14 protein-coding genes and 1 tRNA gene are annotated in these 21,392 nt (G+C 61.6%); 5 read left to right on the top strand and 10 right to left on the bottom strand.

All coding sequences use genetic code 11. From position 1 onward, the window contains the following. Nucleotides 1-3,813 carry a hybrid sensor histidine kinase/response regulator gene (locus GYH35_RS21285; RefSeq protein WP_161829452.1) on the bottom strand — a complete coding sequence of 1,271 codons (3,813 nt, stop codon included), beginning with the start codon at nucleotides 3,811-3,813 and terminating at the stop codon, nucleotides 1-3. A 142-nt stretch (nucleotides 3,814-3,955) separates the two neighbouring features. Continuing rightward, nucleotides 3,956-5,266 carry an amidohydrolase gene (locus tag GYH35_RS21280; RefSeq protein WP_161829451.1) on the bottom strand — a complete coding sequence of 437 codons (1,311 nt, stop codon included), beginning with the start codon at nucleotides 5,264-5,266 and terminating at the stop codon, nucleotides 3,956-3,958. A gap of 65 nt (nucleotides 5,267-5,331) precedes the next feature. Between GYH35_RS21280 and GYH35_RS21275 the strand changes: the two genes are divergently transcribed. After that, nucleotides 5,332-6,471: an acetate/propionate family kinase gene (locus GYH35_RS21275; protein WP_161829450.1), complete on the top strand. Its 1,140-nt coding sequence runs from the start codon at nucleotides 5,332-5,334 to the stop codon at nucleotides 6,469-6,471. Here the strand turns inward: GYH35_RS21275 and GYH35_RS21270 are convergent. From GYH35_RS21270 to egtB, 4 genes are read right to left on the bottom strand one after another with little or no spacing between them, the layout of a single operon-like run. Beyond that, the gene (locus GYH35_RS21270) at nucleotides 6,458-7,579 is read right to left on the bottom strand and encodes a carboxylate-amine ligase (protein WP_161829449.1); all 1,122 of its coding nucleotides are present in this window, start codon (nucleotides 7,577-7,579) and stop codon (nucleotides 6,458-6,460) included. The genes GYH35_RS21275 and GYH35_RS21270 overlap by 14 nt on opposite strands. A 3-nt stretch (nucleotides 7,580-7,582) precedes the next feature. Continuing rightward, entirely contained in the window at nucleotides 7,583-8,338 is a 756-nt protein-coding gene (gene otsB, locus GYH35_RS21265; protein ID WP_161829448.1) for a trehalose-phosphatase, read from the bottom strand. A 59-nt stretch (nucleotides 8,339-8,397) separates the two neighbouring features. Next, complete coding sequence (gene egtD / locus GYH35_RS21260; RefSeq protein WP_161810627.1) at nucleotides 8,398-9,369, bottom strand: L-histidine N(alpha)-methyltransferase; 972 nt, start codon at nucleotides 9,367-9,369, stop codon at nucleotides 8,398-8,400. Nucleotides 9,370-9,383: 14 nt separating this feature from the next. Next, nucleotides 9,384-10,667 carry an ergothioneine biosynthesis protein EgtB gene (gene egtB, locus GYH35_RS21255; protein ID WP_161810628.1) on the bottom strand — a complete coding sequence of 428 codons (1,284 nt, stop codon included), beginning with the start codon at nucleotides 10,665-10,667 and terminating at the stop codon, nucleotides 9,384-9,386. A gap of 370 nt (nucleotides 10,668-11,037) precedes the next feature. Between egtB and GYH35_RS21250 the strand changes: the two genes are divergently transcribed. Further along, nucleotides 11,038-11,113, top strand: a tRNA-Phe gene (locus tag GYH35_RS21250). A gap of 8 nt (nucleotides 11,114-11,121) precedes the next feature. On the opposite strand, the gene GYH35_RS21245 is transcribed toward GYH35_RS21250, so the two are convergent. Beyond that, entirely contained in the window at nucleotides 11,122-13,410 is a 2,289-nt protein-coding gene (locus GYH35_RS21245) for a S9 family peptidase (RefSeq protein ID WP_202624471.1), read from the bottom strand. A gap of 14 nt (nucleotides 13,411-13,424) precedes the next feature. Next, nucleotides 13,425-15,377: an NPCBM/NEW2 domain-containing protein gene (locus tag GYH35_RS21240; protein ID WP_161829447.1), complete on the bottom strand. Its 1,953-nt coding sequence runs from the start codon at nucleotides 15,375-15,377 to the stop codon at nucleotides 13,425-13,427. A 119-nt stretch (nucleotides 15,378-15,496) separates the two neighbouring features. On the opposite strand from GYH35_RS21240, the gene GYH35_RS21235 reads away from it, so the two are divergent. From GYH35_RS21235 to GYH35_RS21225, 3 genes are all read left to right on the top strand, one after another. Then, nucleotides 15,497-16,915 (top strand): glycoside hydrolase family 28 protein, encoded by a 1,419-nt coding sequence (locus GYH35_RS21235; RefSeq protein WP_202624470.1) that lies wholly within the window; start codon nucleotides 15,497-15,499, stop codon nucleotides 16,913-16,915. Nucleotides 16,916-17,154: 239 nt separating this feature from the next. After that, nucleotides 17,155-18,195, top strand: a complete 1,041-nt coding sequence (locus tag GYH35_RS21230) for a type IV toxin-antitoxin system AbiEi family antitoxin (protein WP_161829445.1) — start codon at nucleotides 17,155-17,157, stop codon at nucleotides 18,193-18,195. Nucleotides 18,196-18,253: 58 nt separating this feature from the next. Beyond that, nucleotides 18,254-19,003: a nucleotidyl transferase AbiEii/AbiGii toxin family protein gene (locus GYH35_RS21225; RefSeq protein WP_161829444.1), complete on the top strand. Its 750-nt coding sequence runs from the start codon at nucleotides 18,254-18,256 to the stop codon at nucleotides 19,001-19,003. Nucleotides 19,004-19,057: 54 nt separating this feature from the next. Here GYH35_RS21225 and GYH35_RS21220 read toward each other — a convergent pair whose 3' ends face one another. Beyond that, nucleotides 19,058-20,635, bottom strand: coding sequence for an alkaline phosphatase D family protein (locus GYH35_RS21220; protein ID WP_161810633.1), 1,578 nt, complete (start codon nucleotides 20,633-20,635; stop codon nucleotides 19,058-19,060). Nucleotides 20,636-20,782: 147 nt separating this feature from the next. Next, complete coding sequence (locus GYH35_RS21215) at nucleotides 20,783-21,385, bottom strand: BON domain-containing protein (protein ID WP_161810634.1); 603 nt, start codon at nucleotides 21,383-21,385, stop codon at nucleotides 20,783-20,785. Between the last annotated feature and the right edge of the window lie 7 nt (nucleotides 21,386-21,392).

Here is a 21,392-nt window from a genome sequence, read left to right as displayed (position 1 = left end):
TCAGCCCGCCTTCCTCTGCCACTGCTTGTCGAGCAGAGCGCGCAGCTGATCCGAGACGCGCTCGAATTCCGCCGAAATCATCTTCAGCTCTTCGCTCCAATCGTTGCGGCCGCCGCCGCGCGCTCGGGTTTCCACGTCCGCAGTGAGCAATCCCAGCCGAGCCACATGCAGGTTGTTCGCCGCACCTTTGAGCTTGTGAGCTGCGCGGGCTAGTTGATCGAGATCCTGGCGATGCGCGGCCGCGCGCAGTTCCAGAATCGCTTCCTCGCCGCTCATGATGAAGGCGCTGACCAGCTCGGCCGCAAACTCCTCGTCGTCGCCCGCGACTTCCTGCAGGCGCGCCTTGAGCGATTCATCGAGGTTGCGCGTCATCGACGCGATGACCGTCGGCTCCAGGTCCGACGACGCCGCGCCCATGAATCGATCCAGCACGTCCTGCAGGCGTGAGATGTCGAGCGGCTTGGTGAGGTAATCGTCCATGCCGGCTTCGAGACAGCGCTCCAGCGTGCCCATCATCGCGTTCGCGGTGAGCGCGACGATCGGCGTGCGGCGTTCTTCGCCTTCGATCTGGCGGATGCGTTGCGTGGCTTCCAAGCCGTCCATCACCGGCATCTGCATGTCCATGAGGATGAAGCCGTAGCTGTTGGACGCAAAAGCATCGACGGCTTGCTTGCCGTCGCCGACCACGTGCACTTCGCAACCCAGGCGCTCCAGGAAGCGGCGCGCGACGCGCTGATTGATCGCGTTGTCCTCGACCAGCAGTACACGGCCCGAGTACATCCGTTTGACTTCGTTCGCGACCAGCGTGCCGCGAGTGATGATGGGCTGGCTGCGCATGTGCCAGTCTTCAGGCCCGCGTGACAGCGCGCGATTCAAACAATCCAGCAGCTCGCGAGTGCGCACCGGCTTGGTGAGATACGCCGAGAAGCCGATGTCCGCGAAGCGCTGCATATCGCCGGAACGATCCAGCGATGTGAGCAACACCAGACGCGTCGGCGGAATGTCGCGCGCGCTCATGATCTGCTCGCCGAGCATGGAGCCATCCATGTCGGGCATTTGATAGTCGAGCACGACCGCGTCGAACGCGCCCCGACCCGAACGAAGAATGGCCAGTGCTTCGTGAGCATGCGACGCCGTCACTACTTCGTAGCCGGCGTGAACCATCTGGCTCGACAGCACGCGACGGTTGGTCTCGTTGTCGTCGACGAGCAGGATGCGACGACCTTGGTGAATCGCTGCATGCTCGGGCACGTAATCGCCCATGCCGGCCGGCTCTTCGACCGGCAGCGTGAACCAGAACGTCGAGCCCTTGCCGACTTCGCTCTGCGCGCCGGTCTGGCCGCCCATCATCTCGACCAGCTTGCGAACGATCGACAGGCCCAGACCGGTGCCGCCGAAGCGACGCGTGGTCGAAGAGTCCGCCTGAATGAATGGCTGGAACAATTTATCCAGCGACTCGCGCGGAATGCCGATGCCGGTGTCGCGCACTTCGAAGTGCATCAGCGCGCGACCGTTCTGGCGGCCGAGCAAGCCGACTTCCAGCACGACTTCGCCGGTCTGGGTGAACTTGATCGCGTTGCCGACCAGGTTGAGCAAACATTGACGGATGCGCTGCGGATCGCCGAGCACGCGCTCCGGCACTTCGGGCCGGACATTGACCACCAGCTCCAGGCTCTTGGCCGCGGCCTGGAACGCCATGATGGAGCCGACGTCGTCGACGTTGGAGCGCAGGTCGAGCTCGATGTTCTCGATGTCGAGCTTGCCGGCTTCGATCTTCGAAAAATCCAGGATGTCGTTGAGAATGGTCAGCAGCGAGTCGGCGCTGGCGCGGATGGTTTCGGCGTAATCGCGCTGTACCCGATCCAGGCCGGTATCCAGCAACAAACCGGTCATGCCGATGATGCCGTTCATCGGCGTGCGGATCTCGTGGCTCATCGTGGCCAGGAACGAGCTCTTGGCGCGGCTGGCTTCTTCGGCTTCCTCGGCTGCGCGTTCCATCGCGACGCGGGCGGCGCGTTCGTGCGAGATGTCGTGAATCGAACCGGCCAGCCACAGCGGCCGATCGTCTTCATCGCGCTCGGCGCTGGCGCGCGAGCGCACCCACAACCACTCGCCGTCTTTCTTACGCAGACGGTATTCGATGTCGTAAGGAATGCGACGCTGCAGATGATCGCTCATCGCCTTGCCGACGATGGCGCCGTCATCGGGATGCACGAACGCTTCGGGCCGACCTTCGTCGTTGCGTTCGCTGCCGTCGTAGCCAAGCATCTTGCGGAACTGCGGGGAGTGCCAGATTTCGCCGGTCTGCAGATTGAACTCGAACAGCGCGTCCTGCGTACCGGACACGGCGCGCTGGAAACGTTCCTGCGCCTCCTTGATCTCGGTTGCCTGGCGTGAGATTTCTTCTTTCGCCCGCTCTTCCTTGGTGACATCCCAGTCGATGCCAAGCACGCTGACTGCGCGGCCTCGATCGTCCCGCAGGATGCGGGCGTGCGTCTGAATGTGGCGCGTGGTGCCGCCCGCGTCGATCATGCGATAGCGCTGGGCAATGACCGTGGTATTGCTGCGCACGGCCTGCCGAAACATCTCGTTCCATGCAACCTGTTCGTCTGGATGCACGAACTTGCGCGTGTACTCCGTGCCCTTGAACGCGCGCATGCCGCCGCAGCGCTTGAGCATCGGGCAGCCTTCGTCGATCACCAGCCAGTCCTGGGTGACGTCCCACTCCCAGACGGACAGGCGGGCGGACTCGTTCGCCATGCGCATGCGCTCGACCATGCGGCGATTGTTACTTTCGGCAGCCTCGGCGCGTTCCAGCGCGGCGCGCAGCTCGGCAGTCTCGTTGCGAGAGCGCATGGCCTCGGCCAGCGCCACCGTCTCCGTCTGCGTCTTGCGCATGTTGGCGGAGCCGAAGAACGCGGTGACGAAGATTGCAAACACTGCGACCGCATGGCTTTCGAGATAGGCCCACCAGCCACCGTGATACGACGAGAGGATGGGCGACACGAGCAGACACACGGCGCTGACGAAACCAATCACGCCGACATGCCAATGACGGTTCGAGGAGAGAGCGAGGATCACCGCGAGCACGTAGCCGATGCCGATGATCGAATCCTGTACGTTGACCAGATCGGCCGCGAATACCAGCGCGCAGATGCCGAACAGCCAGGGCAGCAGATTGCGACGGTTCCGGGGCGCGCCGTCCAGACCTTGGCGGATGACACGACGGCGCTCATCCTCGGGCAGCTCGATCAACGAGCGCAGATAGTGACGCAAGCCGAACACACCGAGCAGCAGCAGACCGACCAGGATGTAGCCCAGCGCGCTGGAGGAGAGATACGACTGACCGAAGAAACGGTAGATGGTCGCCTGCTCGCGGGTCAGCGTCAGATCGATCAGCAGCGCGCCCCCGGCCTGATCCGGCACCGCATAAAACAAATGCGGCGTTCCAGCCAGGTCCTGGAAATGGACGAACGGCTGGCTGGCGTTGTTACGAAGCGCCGCGACCGCCCGCGACGCTATCTCGTCCTTTGGCTCAGCCTGGGCGCCACTCAACACGCCCGCGAAGTGGCGCGCCGTGAAAGCCTGATTGAACGTGTCTAACGATTGTCCCGGGACAGCATGGGACAACAAGGCCTCGCTGAGCGCATAGGCCTTGGTAATGGCGACTTCCGTGCCGATGTTCTCCGCCACCACCTTCTTTTGTTGCAGCAACGGTGCGCCCGCGACGGCCAGTATCAATACCAGCACCAGGATCGCGACCACCGAGCTCTGTCCGGCGATGACTGCGAGCAGGTTTCTTGATTGTTTCACCGCCACTCCAAGCGATGCGTTTCCTCCCGAGGCGCGCAGTACAGTCAGTAGGTGAGTTTGCGGCAAGTACGAATGTCGCGTTATGACCGATAGCCATCGGTATCGTCTGGATTTGTGACGCGACTCGCATTCGGGCCGGGGGTTAGCGGGCCAGGAAATCCGTGGTCAGCGCCAGCATCGCCCGTACGCCGGTGATCAATCCGGCCTCGTCGAGATAGAACAGCGGCGAATGATTGAACGGCACCTTGGCCGGGTCTTTGTCGCGCGGTGTGATGCCTACCCAGAAGTAGATCGACGGCACTTCGGTGCCGAAGAACGAGAAATCGTCGGCCGTGGTCTGCAGGGTGATCTGGGTCACATTGTCCTTGCCGACCAGTTGTTCGAACAAGGGCACCGCGCGGTCGGTCAGTTCCAGGTCGTTGACGACCGGCGGCAGCGAGACGTCGGAACGGAACTTCACTTCAGCCTTCGCACCGCTGGCTTCGGCGATGTTGCTGGCAGTGGTCTGCATGCGCTTGACGATGTCATCGCGCATCGCGCGATCGAAGTTGCGAACCGTGCCGACCATTTCCACCGAGTCCGGGATGATGTTGAAACGAATGCCGCCCTTGATGGCGCCGACCGTGATCACCGCGGGCACTTGGGTGATGTCGATCTGACGGGACACGATGGTCTGCAGGCCGGTGATGATCTGACCCGACACCGTGATGGGATCGACGCCTCCCCACGGCCGCGAGCCGTGAGTCTGCGCGCCAGTCACCACGATCGTGAAATAGTCCGAGCCTGCCATCAGCGGGCCCGGCTTGTAGCCGATCACGCCGGTGTTGAGCGAGGCCATCAAATGCAGGCCGATCATCGCGTCGGGCTTGGCGATATTGAACAACCCTTCTTCCATCATCAGCTTCGCGCCGCCACGCTCACCTTCGGGCGGACCTTCCTCGGCCGGCTGGAAGACGAACAGCACCTGGCCGCTCAGGGAGTCTTTCATCTTGACCAGAGCCTCGGCGACGCCGAGCAGAATCGCGACGTGCCCGTCGTGACCGCAGGCATGCATCACGCCGACTTTCTCGCCCCGGAACTCGGTCGTTACCTTGGAGCGGAACGGCAGGTCGTTTTGCTCGGTAACGGGCAGCGCGTCCATGTCGGCGCGCAGTGCAATGGTCTTGCCCGGCTTGCCGCCCTTCAACAGTGCAGCCACGCCGGTGTGAGCGATGCCGGTCTTCACTTCCAGGCCCATCGCCTTCAAACGCTTCGCGATGAAGTCCGCGGTCTTCACCTCTCGATTGCTCAGCTCGGGATTGGCGTGCAGGTGGCGTCGCCATTCGATCACGTGCGGCTCGACCGCTTTTGCCGCTACATCCACTGGCGCTACGTCGGCGCTTCCGACCATCGGGATGGCGAGCGTCAGTACGCCGCCGGCGAGAATGCTTTTGATTTTTACGGAACGATGCATGCGGGTCTCCGTTGATCTTCCAGTGCAGTGTACAAGCCCGGCCTGGAGGGTGGTATTTTTCCGTCATGCGCGTCCTTGCCCTGAACTGTGGCAGCTCTTCGGTCAAAAGCGCCCTGATCGATACGGCGCACGACCGTCGCCTGCAAGAAATCCAGATCGAGAACATCGGTTCGGATATGGCGGCTGCGGTCGATGAATTGCTGGCGAGGTATCGGGCACTGGATGCTTCGCTGTCGCCCGAGGCGGTGGTTCATCGCGTGGTCCACGGCGGCGAGAAGTTTCGCGATCCAGCGCGATTGGACGATGCTGTGCTCGACGAGATCGAGCAACTGAACCACCTCGCGCCATTGCACAACCCGCCGGCGCTCGCAGCCATTCGTCGCGCCATGGCTTCGTTGCCTGGCGTTCCTCACTTCGCCGTGTTCGATACCGCGTTTCACTCCGCGCTGCCCGCTCATGCGCGTGAGTATGCGTTGCCGCTCGATATCCGCCGGCGATTTGGCATTCGTCGCTTTGGCTTTCATGGGATCAATCACGAACATGTGGCTCACAGCGTCGCCGCTTACTTGCGGACTGATGTGAAGAAGCTGCGAGTCATTTCTTGCCACCTGGGGAATGGCGCGAGCGTCACTGCCATCGAAGGTGGGCGGAGTGTCGACACAAGTATGGGAATGACGCCGCTCGAAGGGTTGGTCATGGGAACGAGGGCAGGGGATGTCGATCCGGGCGTGCTGTTACAACTGCGTCGCGAAAGTCATCTCGATGCGGATGAGCTGGATGACTTGCTCAACAAACGATCCGGGTTGAAAGGACTCGCTGGAACGAACGACATGCGAGAGATCGCGCGTCGGGCCAGCGTCGGCGATGAGGATGGTGTGTTGGCCATCGACCTGTACGTGCACCGCGTTCGGAAGTACATCGGCGCGTACGCGGCAGGAATGGGTGGAGCGGATGCCATCGCGTTCACGGCTGGCGTCGGAGAGCACAATGCTCTGATTCGGCGTCGCTGCTCGGAGCGGCTGGAGTTCATGGGCGCCGTGCTCGATGTCGCGAGCAATGAGCGTGTGAAGTTATCGAGTGAGCAACCCGTCGCTGCGTTCAATGCCGCTGGCTCACGCGTGCACTTGCTCGCCGTGCGCGCCGATGAAGAACTTTCCATGGCTCGCGCCACAGCCGCGGCATTAGCAGGCGTCAGCGCAAAGTAGTCACCTTGAGCCACTCGACGACTTTCAGTAGCGCCTCCCAACTCTCATCCCCCGCCGCACGACGGTCGTTATAGATCTTGAGTTGCTCGTGCGCGCTTGTCCCCTCGCTGAGAATGCGATCGATCGGCTTCAGCGCTTCCGCACAGTCGAGCCGATCGATCTGCTCGCCGCATGCGGCAATCAAATCGCTGACGACCGTTGCAACCGGCACCACCTCGTTGGACGTCTCGAGGATGAACTTCGCGTTGATTCCATCCCGCTTGGCGCGCCACCGATTCTCATCGATGAGCCGCCGTGTATGCGTGCTGCGCTCCTTGCCCATGTCGGGATTGTCCACCAACGTAGCGACCAGCGCGCGATACAGGGCGGCGATTGCCAAAGCATCTTCCAGTCTCGTGCACGCGTCGGCGATTCGCATCTCGAGCGTTGGATATCGCAACGCCGGCCGAATCGCCCACCATAGCTGCGTCGAGTCGCTGATCGCTCCGGCCGCCTGCATGCGATCCGTGAACGCCTGGTAGTCGGCCTCGTCCCGAAAGAAATCCGGGATGCCGCTGCGCGGCCACTCGTCATAGAGCGCCTGCCGATAGCTCAGCAAGCCAGTAACGCGGTGATTCCAGAACGGCGACGACGTGCTCAGCGCAAGAAACGCCGGCAGCCAGTGCATCGCCCGATTCATCACGTCGACGCGGTCGATCGTCTCGGGAATGGCCACATGAACATGCAGCCCGCAAACCAGATTGCGCTGGCTGATGATTCGAAAGTCGGCAATCAACTTGTCGTAGCGTCGCTTCTCGGTAACGAGCTGCTCTTGCCACACGCCCAGCGGATACGTACTCGCCGCGACGATATTCAGCCCATGCTCCGCCACGACCTCGCTCAGCACGCGCCGAGTTCGCGACATCACTTCGCTCGCCTCCGCGTGACTGCGCAGGATCGGCGACGCAATCTCAATCTGTGACTGCAACAACTCCGACGTGACGACATCGCCGAGCTTGGCCTGCGCGTCGCTCATCAACCGATCGAGCGAGGGCGTGCCCAGCAGCCCGGTCTGGGCATCGACGAGGAAGAATTCTTCCTCGATGCCGAATGAGGGATCGAACGCCATGGGCTACTGAGCTGGCTGAGGTGGAACGACCGGCGGAACAGTCTGCAACCAACGCAACACTTCACTAACACTGCCCAGCCGATGCTTCGCGCGAGTAGCAGCCGCCTGGCCCACGCGAATCGACACACCCTTCATCTCGTTCACGACTTCGAACGCGTCTTCGTCAGTGACGTCGTCTCCGATGAACACAGGGATGCGCCCGGCGAACGGCGCTTCCTGCATGAAGGACGTGATCGAACTGCCTTTGGTCCACGCGCCGGGTCGCAGCTCCAGCACGCTCTTGCCCGCTTGCAACGCGAACGTCGGGCCGAGGTGCGTCAGGACTTCGTTCATGATGCGATAGACCTCGTCCTGCATTTCAGGGGCACGGCGGAAATGCATGGCGACGGCGTAGTGTTTGTCTTCTAGCAGCAGACCTTCGTGACCCCGCACGAATTCAGCAAGCTGGCCGCGCACACGCGCGATCGTCGCTGCGTCCACTTCGGGGCGTAACACATGCCCATCTGCGGTGCGTCGCTCGCAACCATGTACGCCCGAGGCAATGAACTTCAACGGCGAGAACAGGCCGTCGAGATTCGCGAGACTGCGGCCGCTGACCAGCGCCAGCGCCCCGTCGAGGCGCCAGCGGACATCTTCGAGTAAATGTTTGAGGTGGGTGGGCACGTGCACTCCCTGCGGTGTCTCGGCCAGCTCCAGCAGCGTGCCATCGACATCGAGAAACAGCGCCCACCCCTGCATATTAGGAGCGGATTCCGACATGACCGTGGACCATACGTGGGTTTACCTTCCGGCTCAACTCCGCAGGTCCGTCGGCGGTTCTACTGCAGGCGTGCGGGCTCCAGCAGTTGCACGCTGAACAGCTTGTTGGAGTCCATCCACACTCGCTTGACTGCCAGGCCGGCGGTCGCTGCCAGTTCGCCGAAGGAGTCGAGCGTGTACTTGTGGCAATACTCGGTGCGCAGATGCTCGCCGCGACCGATGCGCACTTTCTCGCCACCGAGGTGCACGGTCTGATCCTTCTTGCTGACCAGATGCATTTCGATGCGGCTCTCGTTCTCCACCCACACGGCGAGATGATCGAAGGCGTCGAGGTCGAAGTCAGCGCCGAGCTCGCGATTCACATGACGCAGAGCATTGATGTTGAACTCCGCCGTCACGCCAGCTGCGTCGTCGTAGGCACGCTCGAGAACGCGAGGATCTTTGCGCAGATCGATGCCGATCAGCACCGCGCCATTCTTACCAACCAAGTCCCGCATGCGAGCGAGCAACTCGCGCGCCTGCGGGCGATCGAAATTCCCCAGCGTCGAGCCGGGGAAATAAACGATGCGACGCTGCGCACTACGAACGAACTGCGGCAGCTCGAAGTTTTGCGTGAAATCGGCGCACACCGGCACGATGTGCAGCTGTGGATAATCCTTCGCGAGCGCGCCGGCGGCCTGGAACAAGTGTTCGCGCGAAATATCGACCGGCACGTAGGCCAGCGGCTGCTCCAGCCGATCCAGCAGCAACCGCGTTTTCAAACTGGTGCCGCTGCCGAACTCGATCAACGCCGCTTCCGGACCGATGTGCTGCGCCATCTCGGCTGCATGGCCGTGCATGATCTGCAGCTCGGTGCGAGTGATGTAGTACTCGGGCAGCTCGCAGATGTTGTCGAACAGGAACGAGCCCAACTCGTCGTAGAACCAGACGGGCGACAGTTCCTTCGGCTCTTTCTTCAGACCGTCCAGTACATCGTTGGTCAGGGCGTCCTGAGTGGATTTGGCGGGAACGGTGCTCGGATGCTTTGCCATTGTCCTTCCTTCAATTACAGGTCGCGCGCCAGGCGCACACCCATGAACTGCCAACGAGCCTGGGGATAAAAGAAATTCCGATACGTTGCGCGCACATGATCGGCCGGTGTCACACACGAGCCGCCGCGCAGGACCAGCTGACTGCACATGAACTTGCCGTTGTACTCGCCGAGCGCGCCTTTCACGGGCCGATAGCCGGGATACGCGACATAAGGAGACGCGGTCCACTCCCAGACATCGCCAAACATTTGTTTCAAGCCAGGCTGATCGCCGGCAGGCAACGGTTTGAGCATGTCGCTCTTCAATAAGTTTCCACGGACGGGCAACGATTCGGCGGCAAGCTCCCACTCGGCTTCCGTCGGCAGTCGCGCATTCGCCCACCGAGCGAACGCGTCGGCTTCGTAGTAGCTCAAGTGATGCACCGGCGCCGCCGCGTCCAACGGCTGCAAGCCTCGCAATGTGAATTCGGCGTCGAGCGACGGCGTCCAGTAGAACGGCCGCGTCCAGCTTTCCTGAGTCACCGTACTCCAACCGTCAGACAACCAGAATTCGGCGCGTCGATAGCCGCCGTCGCGAATGAACTCCAGATACTCGCCATTGGTCATTAGACGATCGCCGAGCGCGTAGGGCTCCACCAGAGTGCGATGACGTGGGGTCTCATTGTCGAAACAAAAGTGCTTGCCAGTCGCGCCGATCTCTCGAATGCCGCCTTCGAACGTCAGGAACTGCAGCGGCTCCGAGGTGCGCACTTCGGTCGCCGGTTGTGGCTTGCGCGTGTAAGCGGGCAGCAATGGGTTCTTCGACAACAGGTGCTTGATATCCGTGAACATGAGCTCTTGATGCTGCTGCTCGTGATTCATGCCTAGCGTCACCAGCGGCTCGAACTGGTCGTCATCGTCGCTGCGCGAATCGAGCAGCTTCAGCATGTGCTCGTCGATGTGCTGCCGGTACGCGAGCACTTCCTTGACGGTCGGCCGAGTGAGCAAGCCGCGCTCCGGGCGCAGGTGCATCGGGCCAACAGCCTGGTAGTACGAGTTGAACAGCACTTCAAACCCGGCTTGAAAGGGCTGATAGCCAGGCAACAGTGGGCGCAACAGGAACTGCTCGAAGAACCAGCTGGTGTGCGCCAGGTGCCACTTCGCCGGGCTCGCGTCCGGCATGCTCTGCACCACGTAATCCTCGATCTCCAGCGGGCTGCAAATGCTGACCGACGTCTCGCGGATGCGGGAATAGCGGCAGGCCAGGGGTTCGTGGGAGCGATCGATGACGGGAGTGGCTGCCGGATAGACCGCTGCCATGAAGGGACTCCTTATATATGGGACCTGGATGTCTGCCGGGTGCGCATCCTTGTCCAAGGAGTCGCCCCCAACAACGCCCGATCGCACCGAAAAGTTGCAAACCTAAGTAAACCGAGGGGTTAGCCGCGATGCGCGAGCCGCAGAGTATAGAACCCCAAACCTGACAGCCCGCGCCGGCATTTCCGTGCGCATTTGTGGCCCGAGAGCAGGTGCGGTCGCCATCCGGATGTCGGGTGGGGGCCGATTTGCCTCCCGACCACTCGTTTTTCTTGACGCCTTGCCGAGCCCCCGCTCTAATACGCGCCCGCTCCGGCGCATGCCGCCGAAGCCACCTCCAGGCCCCGACCCTCGGTCCGGGCCACCCCAGCATGGCCGGGTAGCTCAGTTGGTAGAGCAGCGGACTGAAAATCCGCGTGTCGTTGGTTCGATTCCGACCCCGGCCACCACTTTCAAATTAGGGACTTAGATCGCTTTGCGCGCCTGCCGCGCCGGTCCCTTGCGTGGCCCGCAGCGCCCGCATAAAGAACTCGAACTGCCTCCGCTGCACATACGGAATCGGCCCCGTCGATCTCCCCACGCTGTGCTCCGCGCCCGGCACCACCAACAGCTCGAAATCCTTGTCGGCTTTGATCAGCGCATCGACGACCTGCATCGTCGAAGCGGGATCCACGTTTGAGTCCTGCTCCCCGACGATCAACAAGAGCTGACCTTGCAGCTTGGCGGCGTGGTCGACGCCCGAGGCGGCGGCGTAGCTTGCGTCGACGGGCCAGCCGAGCCATTGCTCATTCCAGCTGATCTTGTCCATCCGGTTGTCGTAGCAGCCTGCGTATGCAACCGCGGCTTTGTAGAAGTCAGGATGGAACAACAATGCATTGAGCGCGCTCTGGCCACCGGCGGAGGCGCCGTAGATGCCGACGCGACTGATGTCATAGGAAGGATCGCGAGCGGCGAGCGCTTTGTGCCAGAGAATGCGGTCGGGGAAGCCGGAGTCGGCGAGGTTCTTCCATGCGGTGTCATGAAAGGCTTTGGAGCGGTTCGCGGTGCCCATGCCGTCGATTTGCACGACGATGAAGCCGAGATCGGCTTGCGCCTGCATGCCGATGACTTTGTCGCCGCCGGAATGGAAGCCGAACGGCCAGAAGGTCTTGGGCACGAAGCTGTCGTGTGGGCCGGCGTAGATGTTTTCGAGCACCGGATATTTCTTTGCGGGATCGTAGTCGCGCGGACGCACGATCAAGCCCCAAATCTCAGTCGTGCCATCGCGTCCCTTGGCTACGAAGGGCTCGGGCGGTTTCCAGCCGGCGGCGGTCAGGCGCGAGATATCGCCGCGTTCGAGCGTCGCGATCAGTGTGCCGTCTGCACGGTGAAGCTCGGATACGGTGGGCAGGTCCACTCGCGAATAGGTATCGACGTAGGCGGACATGTCGGGCGCAAACCGAACTTCGTGTGTTGCGTCGGCCGTCGTCAGTCGGGTGAGATTGGCGCCGTCGAAGTCGATCCGAAACACATGTTTGAAATACGGATCTTTGCCGGCATCCATGCCGCTGGCCGAAAACCAAATGCGTCGCTGCGCGTCGTCCACCTTGAGCACGTCGCGGACGACCCACGGGCCACGGGTGATCTGCTTCAGCGCGCCGGTAGCAGCGTCCGCGAGATATAGGTGTCGCCAGCCATCGCGTTCGGAGATCCAAACGATCTCTCGTGCGTCGTCGCCAACATCGTGTCGATAGCGACGATCGGCATACACAAAGGTCCTGGCATCTTCGGTGATCACGGCCTTCGGTGCGCCCGTCTGACCATCGACTTCGATCACCCGTGCCTGACCATGTCCGCGGCGCTCATAGTCGAAGACAAACGTGTGGCCATCCTTGCGCCATGCGGGCTGGGACATCTCATAGGGATTGGGGAAGAGCGCGTTGTCGATGTCGATCCGGCGACGCTCGGCAACATGAAACAAAACGGGTTGCTCGATATCGACCGCATCGCCGGGCTTCGGATAGAGCTGCTCGCGGAGCGCCGGTTGCAGCTGATTCGATGGGGCTGCTTCGACCCGAGTGACGATCCGCCGAAAGCCCGGCCGCACACGATAAGCGACGAGTCGCGTCGAGTCGGGCGACCAGGCCAGGGTTTCGGGATCGTAGAAGTTGCCAGGCGTTCCGTCAGTGCTGAGTGCGAACACATCCTTCGATCCCACGGCGCGGACGACGACATTGTCGTCCTCGACCAACGCCTCCCACTTTTCGTCCGGCGACTTGCGCGGATGATTGTCTGCCGGCACTTCCAAATCGCGGACCACGCCGAAGGCGCGTGGGCGATTCCTGTCTGTGGGTTCGGCCTTGTAACACGCAAAGTTCACAATGCCGCACGTCCAGCGCTCGTCTCTAACCGTCACAGTGATCGCGCGGTTCTCATCCGCATATTCGAACGTCTCGAACGGCAGGCGCAGTGGCTCGACGTGCTGCTGGGTCGCATCGCTCAGCGCGATAGCCAGCTTCCCAGCGTCGAACGGTGCGCGGCGCTTCTGTGTGCGCACATCGATTTCAACGAAAGCGAAGCCGCCTTCGACGGTCTTGCGATAGTGAAATCGTTTGCCTTCATGACTCCATTCGACGGGTTCCGCAACGTCACGAGTGAGATACATCCAGTCGTCGCGGAGCGTAACGGAGCGGCGGACGGCCGCTGCATCCGGCGCGGCGAGGGCGGGCGCGGCCAACGCCGAGGCCAACATCACAGATACAAACATGTGTGAGCTACGCATCACTTGGCCTGCCCGATCTTCAGCATGACTGCTCCATGACTCGGCACCTCGATCGCATAACCGCCGTCGAAGTTACCGAGATCGCGTCGTTCCCAGAGGTTGCGAACCGGTTGCGTGCCCTTGAGTCCGAGGTCGGACCAGCGCGCTTCGATGCGGTGAGAGTCGAGGCCGCGATTGAACAGGGCGACCGCGATGGTGCCGTCAGCCAGCGGTCGCGACCAGATCTCCGTGCGATCCTTCGACCACACTCGGCCGCCTGCTTTCGCCAGCACGTCGAGATTGACGTCCAGAACCTCATCGTTGGTCAGTAGCGCGATCGTGAACGGATCGAGCTTCGACAGATCGGCGCCGATGAACAATGGCGCGGCTTGCATTGCCCACAGCGTGATATGCAGCACTTGCTCGTCGGGCGTCAGTCGTGTCGGATGCAAGTCCGGTCCCCAGCCGACAGGGCCGACCACCAGCATATCGGTATCGTTCCAACGGCCGGGGCTCACATATTTTTCGCGCCCGGCCTGACGAAAGCCGACGCTGTCGAGATTGGCCCACATGTCGAGCAGGTCGCCGGTCGTGCGCCACATGTGCCCACCGACTTCGCCGCCCCATTTCCAAACGTCGCCATAGCCGTACTGGCACAGGTTGAACACGATGTCGCGATTCTGGGCGGCCAGTGCGTTGCCCATGATTCGATAGGGCTTCTTCAGTTCGGCGAGCGAGCGATCCTGCGCGACGTCGTCGTATGAGCACCAGTCATATTTGAGGAAGTCGACGCCCCAGCGCGCGAACGTCGCTGCATCCTGCGCCTCGTGCTGGTAGCTGCCTTGGAAATCGCCGCAGGTCTTCGGTCCGGGCGATGAATAGATGCCGAATTTGAGTCCTTTCGAATGGATGTAATCGGCGAGCGCCTTCATGTCCGGGAATTTCTCGTTCGGTTTCAGCTCGCCTTTGTCATCGCGGCCGCTGGTCCACGCATCGTCGATCACGATGTGGTTGTAGCCATACGAGGCCAGTCCCGAGCGCACGAGCCAATCGGCAGCGGCGCGTACTTTCGCGTCATCGACGGCGGTGCCCCACACATTCCAGGAGTTCCAGCCCATCGGTGGCGTGAGCGCGAGTTTGTGTTGGCCCGCGACGATGCGGAAAGGACGAGTCGCGCTGCCCTCGGCGTTCGTCACTTTCAATTGCAGGTCGGTCGTGCCTTCCTTCGCGAGTTGTCCCGTGATGATGCCTGTCGCGGGATCGAGTCGCAGGCCCGCAGGCAAGCTGTCGGCTGCGAAGCGCAGCGTGCCTGCGCCCGTTGCAGGAATCCGATACAGGAAAGGACGGCCCGGTGTCGCGCCATAAACCAGCGGGCCGTGGATCGCAGGTTTCGATGATGTAGTCGAGGCGATCTTGGGCATCGGCGCCGGCGGAGCGACATAGGGAGTGGGGCGGCGTGAGGTGGCCGATGCCAGCTCGATTCGTGCGTTCGCCCAGTTGGCGAGGTCGCCATTGCTCGTGTCGCCGCCGTCGTCCAACAGCAGCGTAATCGTGCGTGCGCCCGTGAGATTCACATCGAATGTTTTGGGCGCATCGCCGACTTTGAGAATGCCGGTGTCCGCGGCCTGCTTGTCGTCGACCCACACTTCGAAGCGGACCGTGCCTTCGCGTTTGCGATCGTTGGCGCTGTCATCGAGTCCGACCACCGCGCTGAAGCGCGTGGCTTCGCCGTGCAGGTCGAGCACCAGCTCGCTGATCGAGCGGGTGCCAATGCCGCGTTCGTAAGTCTTGCCATCCATGATCAGCTTGCCGCCGCCGACCGCGAGATTCGCGAGCGGCACACCGCGCCGCTGTTTTATGGCTTTGAGATCGACCTGGTCGAGCCAGAAAGTGGTTTCGCCAGCGGCGCTCGCCGCCGACAGGTCAGAAGATAAGAGCAGGGCGGCGAGCGAGGCGATGGCGGTGATTCTCATGGTGGTATATCGTATACCATCGCATCGGGGCCGCAAGTCGCGCGGCATGCGCCATCGGGTTGCGCGGTGTGTGAAGATACCCCGACGTTCATCTCGGAAAGGTACGAATGCGCACATCGATGAATAGACGGACCTTCGTCGCGGGAACCGGCGCCGTTGCCCTGATGGCCTCGGGCAAAGTGCCGGCGGCGACCAGTTCGGAAGAAGCGTGGGAGCGAGCGGCCGACATCGCGCGAAACATTCGGCCGCCGACCTTTCCCGATCGCATCTTCGACATCACCAAATTCGGCGCAGTGCCCGATGGCGCCACCTCGAACACGGCTGCGATTGCGAAGGCAATTGAAGCCTGCGCAGCGGCGGGCGGCGGAAGAGTGTTAGTGCCGGCCGGCACCTTCTTCACCGGTGCGATCCATCTCAAGAGCAACGTCGAGCTGCATGTCGTCGATGGCGCGACCCTCCGCTTCGATACGAACCCGGCGAGTTATCCGCTGGTGTTCACGCGCTGGGAGGGCATGGAGCTGATGAACTATTCGCCGCTCATTTACGCCTTCGAGCAGAAGAACATTGCCATCACCGGCAAGGGCATCCTCGATGCGCAAGGTAGCGCAAAGAACTGGTGGCCATGGAAGGGGCGCTGGGGCGGCACCGTGGATCATGGCTGGGTCGAAGGCAAAGGCCTGCCGACGCAGCTCAAGGCACGCACCGAGCTCTTCAATATGACCGAGGCCGGTGTGCCGCCGGAGAAGCGCGTTTTCGGCGAAGGCGGCTATCTGCGCCCGCCGTTCATCCAGCCGTATCGTTGCGAGAACGTGCTCATCGAAGGCGTCCGTTTGCGCAACTCGCCGTTCTGGAACATTCATCCGGTGCTGTGCCGGAATGTGACGGTGCGAGGCGTGGATGTGTTCGGGCACGGGCCCAACAACGACGGCATGGATCCCGAGTCGGTCGATCACATGCTCGTCGAAGACTGTTCGTTCGATACCGGCGATGACTGCATCGCTGTGAACTCGGGGCGCAATGCGGATGGACGGCGTCTCAACGTGCCCTCGCAGAACATCTTGATTCGCAACTGCCGGATGAAGGCAGGGCACGGCGGCGTGGTCGTCGGCAGCCAGATCTCGGGCGGCGCACGTTGGGTGTTCGCGGAACAGTGTCACATGGACAGTCCGGATCTTTGGTATGCGATCCGGTTCAAGAACAATGCATTGCGTGGCGGGCTGCTGGAGAACTTCTACTACCGCGATATCGACGTGGGTCAAGTCGGGCGCGCTGCGATCACGTGCGACTTCAACTACGAAGAAGGCGCGAACGGTGCATTCACGCCCAGACTTCGAAACATCGTAGTGGAGCGGATGCGGGTCGCCAAAGCCGGGCGAGTGCTGGATTCTCAGGGCTTGCCGAAGGCGCCGGTGGACGACATCACTCTCAAAGACTGCGAGTTCAATGAAGTCACCCAGCCCAGCATCGTGAAGTACACACGCAGCGTCCGCCTCGAAGGCGTGCGGGTGAATGGCGCTCTGGTGAAGTCGCTCGGCTAGAGGATGCAAGCGAGTCCCCGCGCAATGCGGGGACTCTGCGCGCTGCTGCCACGAGTCATCGTCGGGCAGATGTCTGGCCTATAAAAAGCAATGCAGATCAATTAGTTACGGAAGAGCATAGATCGCCTTGTTCACTTTTATGGCTTGTTCACAAAAAATGAACACCAGACGGATTTGAACGGCGGCGGCGGTCTGTTCATAATGGCGTCGTGTTCACATTTTGTGAACAAGGTACAAAAGTGAACGACACCGAAGCCACCGTGATGGAGCAGGTAGCCACCCACTTGCGAGATCGGGGCCTGCTTGTCGTCGTTAAGGATGCTCGTCGCGAAGAACGCATCGATGCGTGGCTTCGTGTTACCAAGGACAAGCGACATGTCGACTATGCGGTTGAAGTAAAGCAACAGGTCACGCCTCAGACTCTGGGCGCCGTGGTCACGCAGCTCGAGCAATGGGGAAAACTGACCAAGAAGCCGCCGCTGCTCGCAGCTCCATACATCACACCGCCGGTCGGGGATCGACTGATGGCGCTCAAGCAGCAGTTCGTGGACGCGGCTGGCAACGCTTATCTCGATGCTCCCGGGATGTTCGTGCTGATCACGGGTCGCAAGCCAGATAAGACCACGTTGCCCGAGAAGCCAGTCGATGCTTTCACTGCCGCGAGTTTGAAAACACTGTTTGCTTTCATCTGCAAACCGGCGTTGGCGGCGGCTCCCTATAGAGAAATAGCGGTGGCTGCGAACGTTTCTCTAGGCGTGCTTCCTGGAGTGCTGGCCGGGCTGCAACAGGCAGAGCACCTTCACATCATGGGCAACAGTCGCAAGCTCATCGCCACCAGGCGCTTGCTCGATGCATGGTCACTCGCCTATGCGAGCAAGCTACGCCCCAAACAACTCATGCGGACATTGGTGACGCCAGCCTTTGCGAGCTGGCGTAAATGGGATCTGCAAGCGGATCGAGCGGCATGGGGCGGTGAGCCCGCGGCGGCGCTACTGACAAAGCACCTGGAGCCAGGTGTACTCACGCTGTACGCCGGGAAGCCACCGGCACGGCTGATGGTCGAGCATCGCATGTCGACTGCCAGCCACGGCACGGACCACAATCTGGTCGAGATTCGCAAGCCCTTCTGGGGAGACATTGCGTGGCACGAAAAGCCCTGGGTGACGGTGCCGCCGGCGCTCGTTTACGCCGACCTGCTGGCCACCGGCGATGCGCGTTGCATTGAATCCGCTCAAATGATTTACGAGGACATCCTTGCTCGATCTTTCCCAGCGCGGTGAGTTGAGTCTGCACAGTGAAGTGGCAGCGGCTGTCGTGCACGTACTCACGCAGTCAGGCATGGCGGGCATCGTTGTGGGTGCGTTCGCTCGCGACCTGCATTTGCATTACGGGGCTGGAGTTCCGCAGCAAAGGCGCACGGAAGACGTGGACTTCGCCTTTGCTATCGACACTTGGGCTGCATTCGATGCGCTGAAACGACGCTTGATCGAGTCCGGAGCGTTTCGGGCTGTCGAAGGAAATCAGCACCGACTCGTGCATGCCAACGGCATCAAGATCGACCTGGTCCCATTTGGAAGCATCGAAAGAAGTGACCGGACCATCGCCTGGCCGCCCACGGGTGACACCATCATGGATGTGTACGGGTTTCAGGAGTCACTTGCGTCGTCGGAACAGGTTCTGCTGCCAGGGAACGTGAAAATTCACATTGTGAGCCTGGCGGCGCTCGCGCTTCTGAAGATCATTGCGTGGCACGACCGACATCAGCGTGCGCCGCGCAAGGACGCGGCGGATTTGAATCTCATCTTCAGGAACTATCTTGCGCTTCCAGACAATAAAGAACGATTCTGGAACGATTTCAGCGAATGGGCCGAGTCGGAAGACTTCGATTACGAGGACAGCGGAGCACGAATGCTGGGGCATGACATACGTCGTCTGATCGGTGCCCCCGGGTTGGCAAAGCTCGATGAAATTTTGAAAGCTCAGATCGAGCAGAGCGACGTTGCCAAATTGCCCCGCGAGATGGATGGGCACTCTCCGGAGCGGGCGCACGCGTTGTTGAAATCACTCTATCGCGGCTTGGTCCCCTGACGGCAAGGCTGTTGCGGCGGCGGCGTCCAGCCCGCCGCCGCCCCATCGCTATCATTAAACCTTCAGCGCTCCAGCCTTGCCCTGCTCGACGACGAACGATGCGAGAGTGCTGATCGGCGCGTCTTCCACGACGACGCTCGGCACGACGCGGTAGTCCGTCTTCCACTGCTCGCGAGAAATCTCGCAGCGGACATAGCCGTGGCTGTTATTTTGGAAGAGCTGATGCGGATTGTTGACATCGCCGCCGTACGTTGTCCGCAACGTGCGATCGCCGCCGCTGCTGATCGAAGTGCCGATGAACTCGGTCGCCACCGGCTCCGCGTCGAGATTGATGTAATCCGGCGGAACGTTGCGCACGTAGTTCTGATGCACGTCGCCTGTGATCACGACGGTGTTGGACAGCTTTTGGGCAGTGATGAAGTCGAGAATGGCCGCGCGGTCGAATGGATAGCCGTCCCACTTCTCGCCGCCGTACGACTTGATCGCGGGATCCGCATTCCCGTCATTCGGCGCGAACGGCACTTGGTTGGCGAGCACATTCCATTGGGCTCGCGAGCGGTTCAGGCCGTCGATGAGCCAATCGCGCTGCCTTTGGCCCGCAATCGAGCGCGAAGCATCGAGCGCCGACGGGCAATAGCCATCGACTCGCTCGGTCACCGCGCAACCTTCCGGCGCACCGGCGGAGCGATATTGTCGCGTGTCCAGCACGTGAACCTGCAACAGACTGCCGAAGCTCAAGCGACGATAGAGCTGCAGATTCGGTCCCCGTGGGAACGAGAAGCGTCGCAACGGCATGTGCTCGTAATAGGCCTGGTAAGCACGCGCACGTCGGTCGGCAAAGATCGGCGTGTCGACTTCATCTTGCGGAATGAAGCCGGCGTAGTTGTTCTCGAGTTCGTGGTCGTCCCACGTCACGATCCAGGGGAACTTCGCGTGCACCGACTGCAAGGCGGCGTCGGATTTGTACTGCGCATGTCGGATGCGGTAATCGTCGATCGACATGATCTCGGTCGCCGGCAAGTGCGCGCGTACGCCTGCGCCGCCCGGGCCTTCATAGATGTAGTCGCCGAGGTGCACGACGAAATCGAGATCTTCTTCAGCCATACGTCGATACGCAGGGAAGAAACCGTTCACCCAGTTCTGACAGGAGGCGAACGCAAACGTCAGCTCACGCTGCGGCGGGCCGAACAGCGGCGCGGTGCGTACTCGACCGACCGGGCTGACTTCACCGCCGACTTCGAACTGATACCAGTACCAACGTCCCGGCGGCAGGTGGTCCAGTTCCACGTGTACGGAATGCGCGAGCTCAGGGAGAGCGAGCGCGGCGCCACGTCGCACAACCTTGCGCATTCTTTCATCGAGCGCGATCTGCCAGCGCACCAGCACCGGTCGGTCAGGCATGCCGCCACCCGGTTCCAGCGGTTTCGGCGCGAGGCGCGTCCATAGAACGAAGCCGTCGGAAGAGGGTTCGCCCGAGGCGATGCCCATCGTGAACGGATAGCCGCCCAAACGTTCCTTCGAATCGAAGGGCGAGAAGGTTTGTGCCGATACCGCGGTGCTTAACAGCGCCGCGCCCATGCCGGTCAAGAAGCCGCGGCGGCCGAACAGGTAAGGAGTCCTATCGTTTCCCATGCTGCAGTCTCCGAGTCGAAGTCGAAACTGCAGTATGTGAGCAGCGAATGAACCTTCACTTTCGAACAGATGACTGTTTGATTGCGCCGCTCATCGACGAGCAGGGCGACCACGCAAATTCTGCGCGGTCTGGCTCCTGCTTTCCTTCTATCGTTCGCTACGCGCGGCGACTCGTAGCTGGTTGCTTACGTCGTCGACGCCGATCGATTCGACTGCGTCCTCGACGCGCCAGCGAGTCAATTTGTCGGGGACGGTGCCGCTCAATGTGACTTTGCCTTGCTTGACCTCGACGGCGATGTCACTGGCGTCGATGTGCGCGTCATCCGTCAATCGCTCACAAATCATCTCGGTCAAACGGTCGTCGCTGCGCGCGTAGCCTTTCGGGCCGCGGCCACGATGCGATTTGACATCGGCCCAGCTGCGCTGTCCCTCGTGCAACTCGCCGTACGAGCGGACTTCGCCATAGATGCGGTTGTCCGGATGACGCTCAGGCGCAAACCGACCTACAGGCGGCCCCGGCTGGAGCTGGCTGGGTGCGATCGGCTGCTGCTCGCGACTGTAGCCGCCGCTCACGAAATCCCGGCGCGCATAGTTGTCGCCGGGCCCGTAGTAAGCGTCGCTGAACTCGCTGGTCTCCTGATGCCGGTATTCACCTACGTCAGCACCGCGGTCTTCGCGGATGTGCATGCGGTCAGACGCGCGATCGTCGCGCCAGCCGCGACCTCTGTCGAATACAACATTGCGTCGCATGGAAGTC

This window comes from Steroidobacter agaridevorans (genome assembly GCF_009932555.1).
Taxonomy (GTDB): domain Bacteria; phylum Pseudomonadota; class Gammaproteobacteria; order Steroidobacterales; family Steroidobacteraceae; genus Steroidobacter; species Steroidobacter agaridevorans.
The sequence above is the reverse complement of the archived record's forward strand: the minus strand, read 5'-3'. Positions and strand labels throughout refer to the sequence as shown.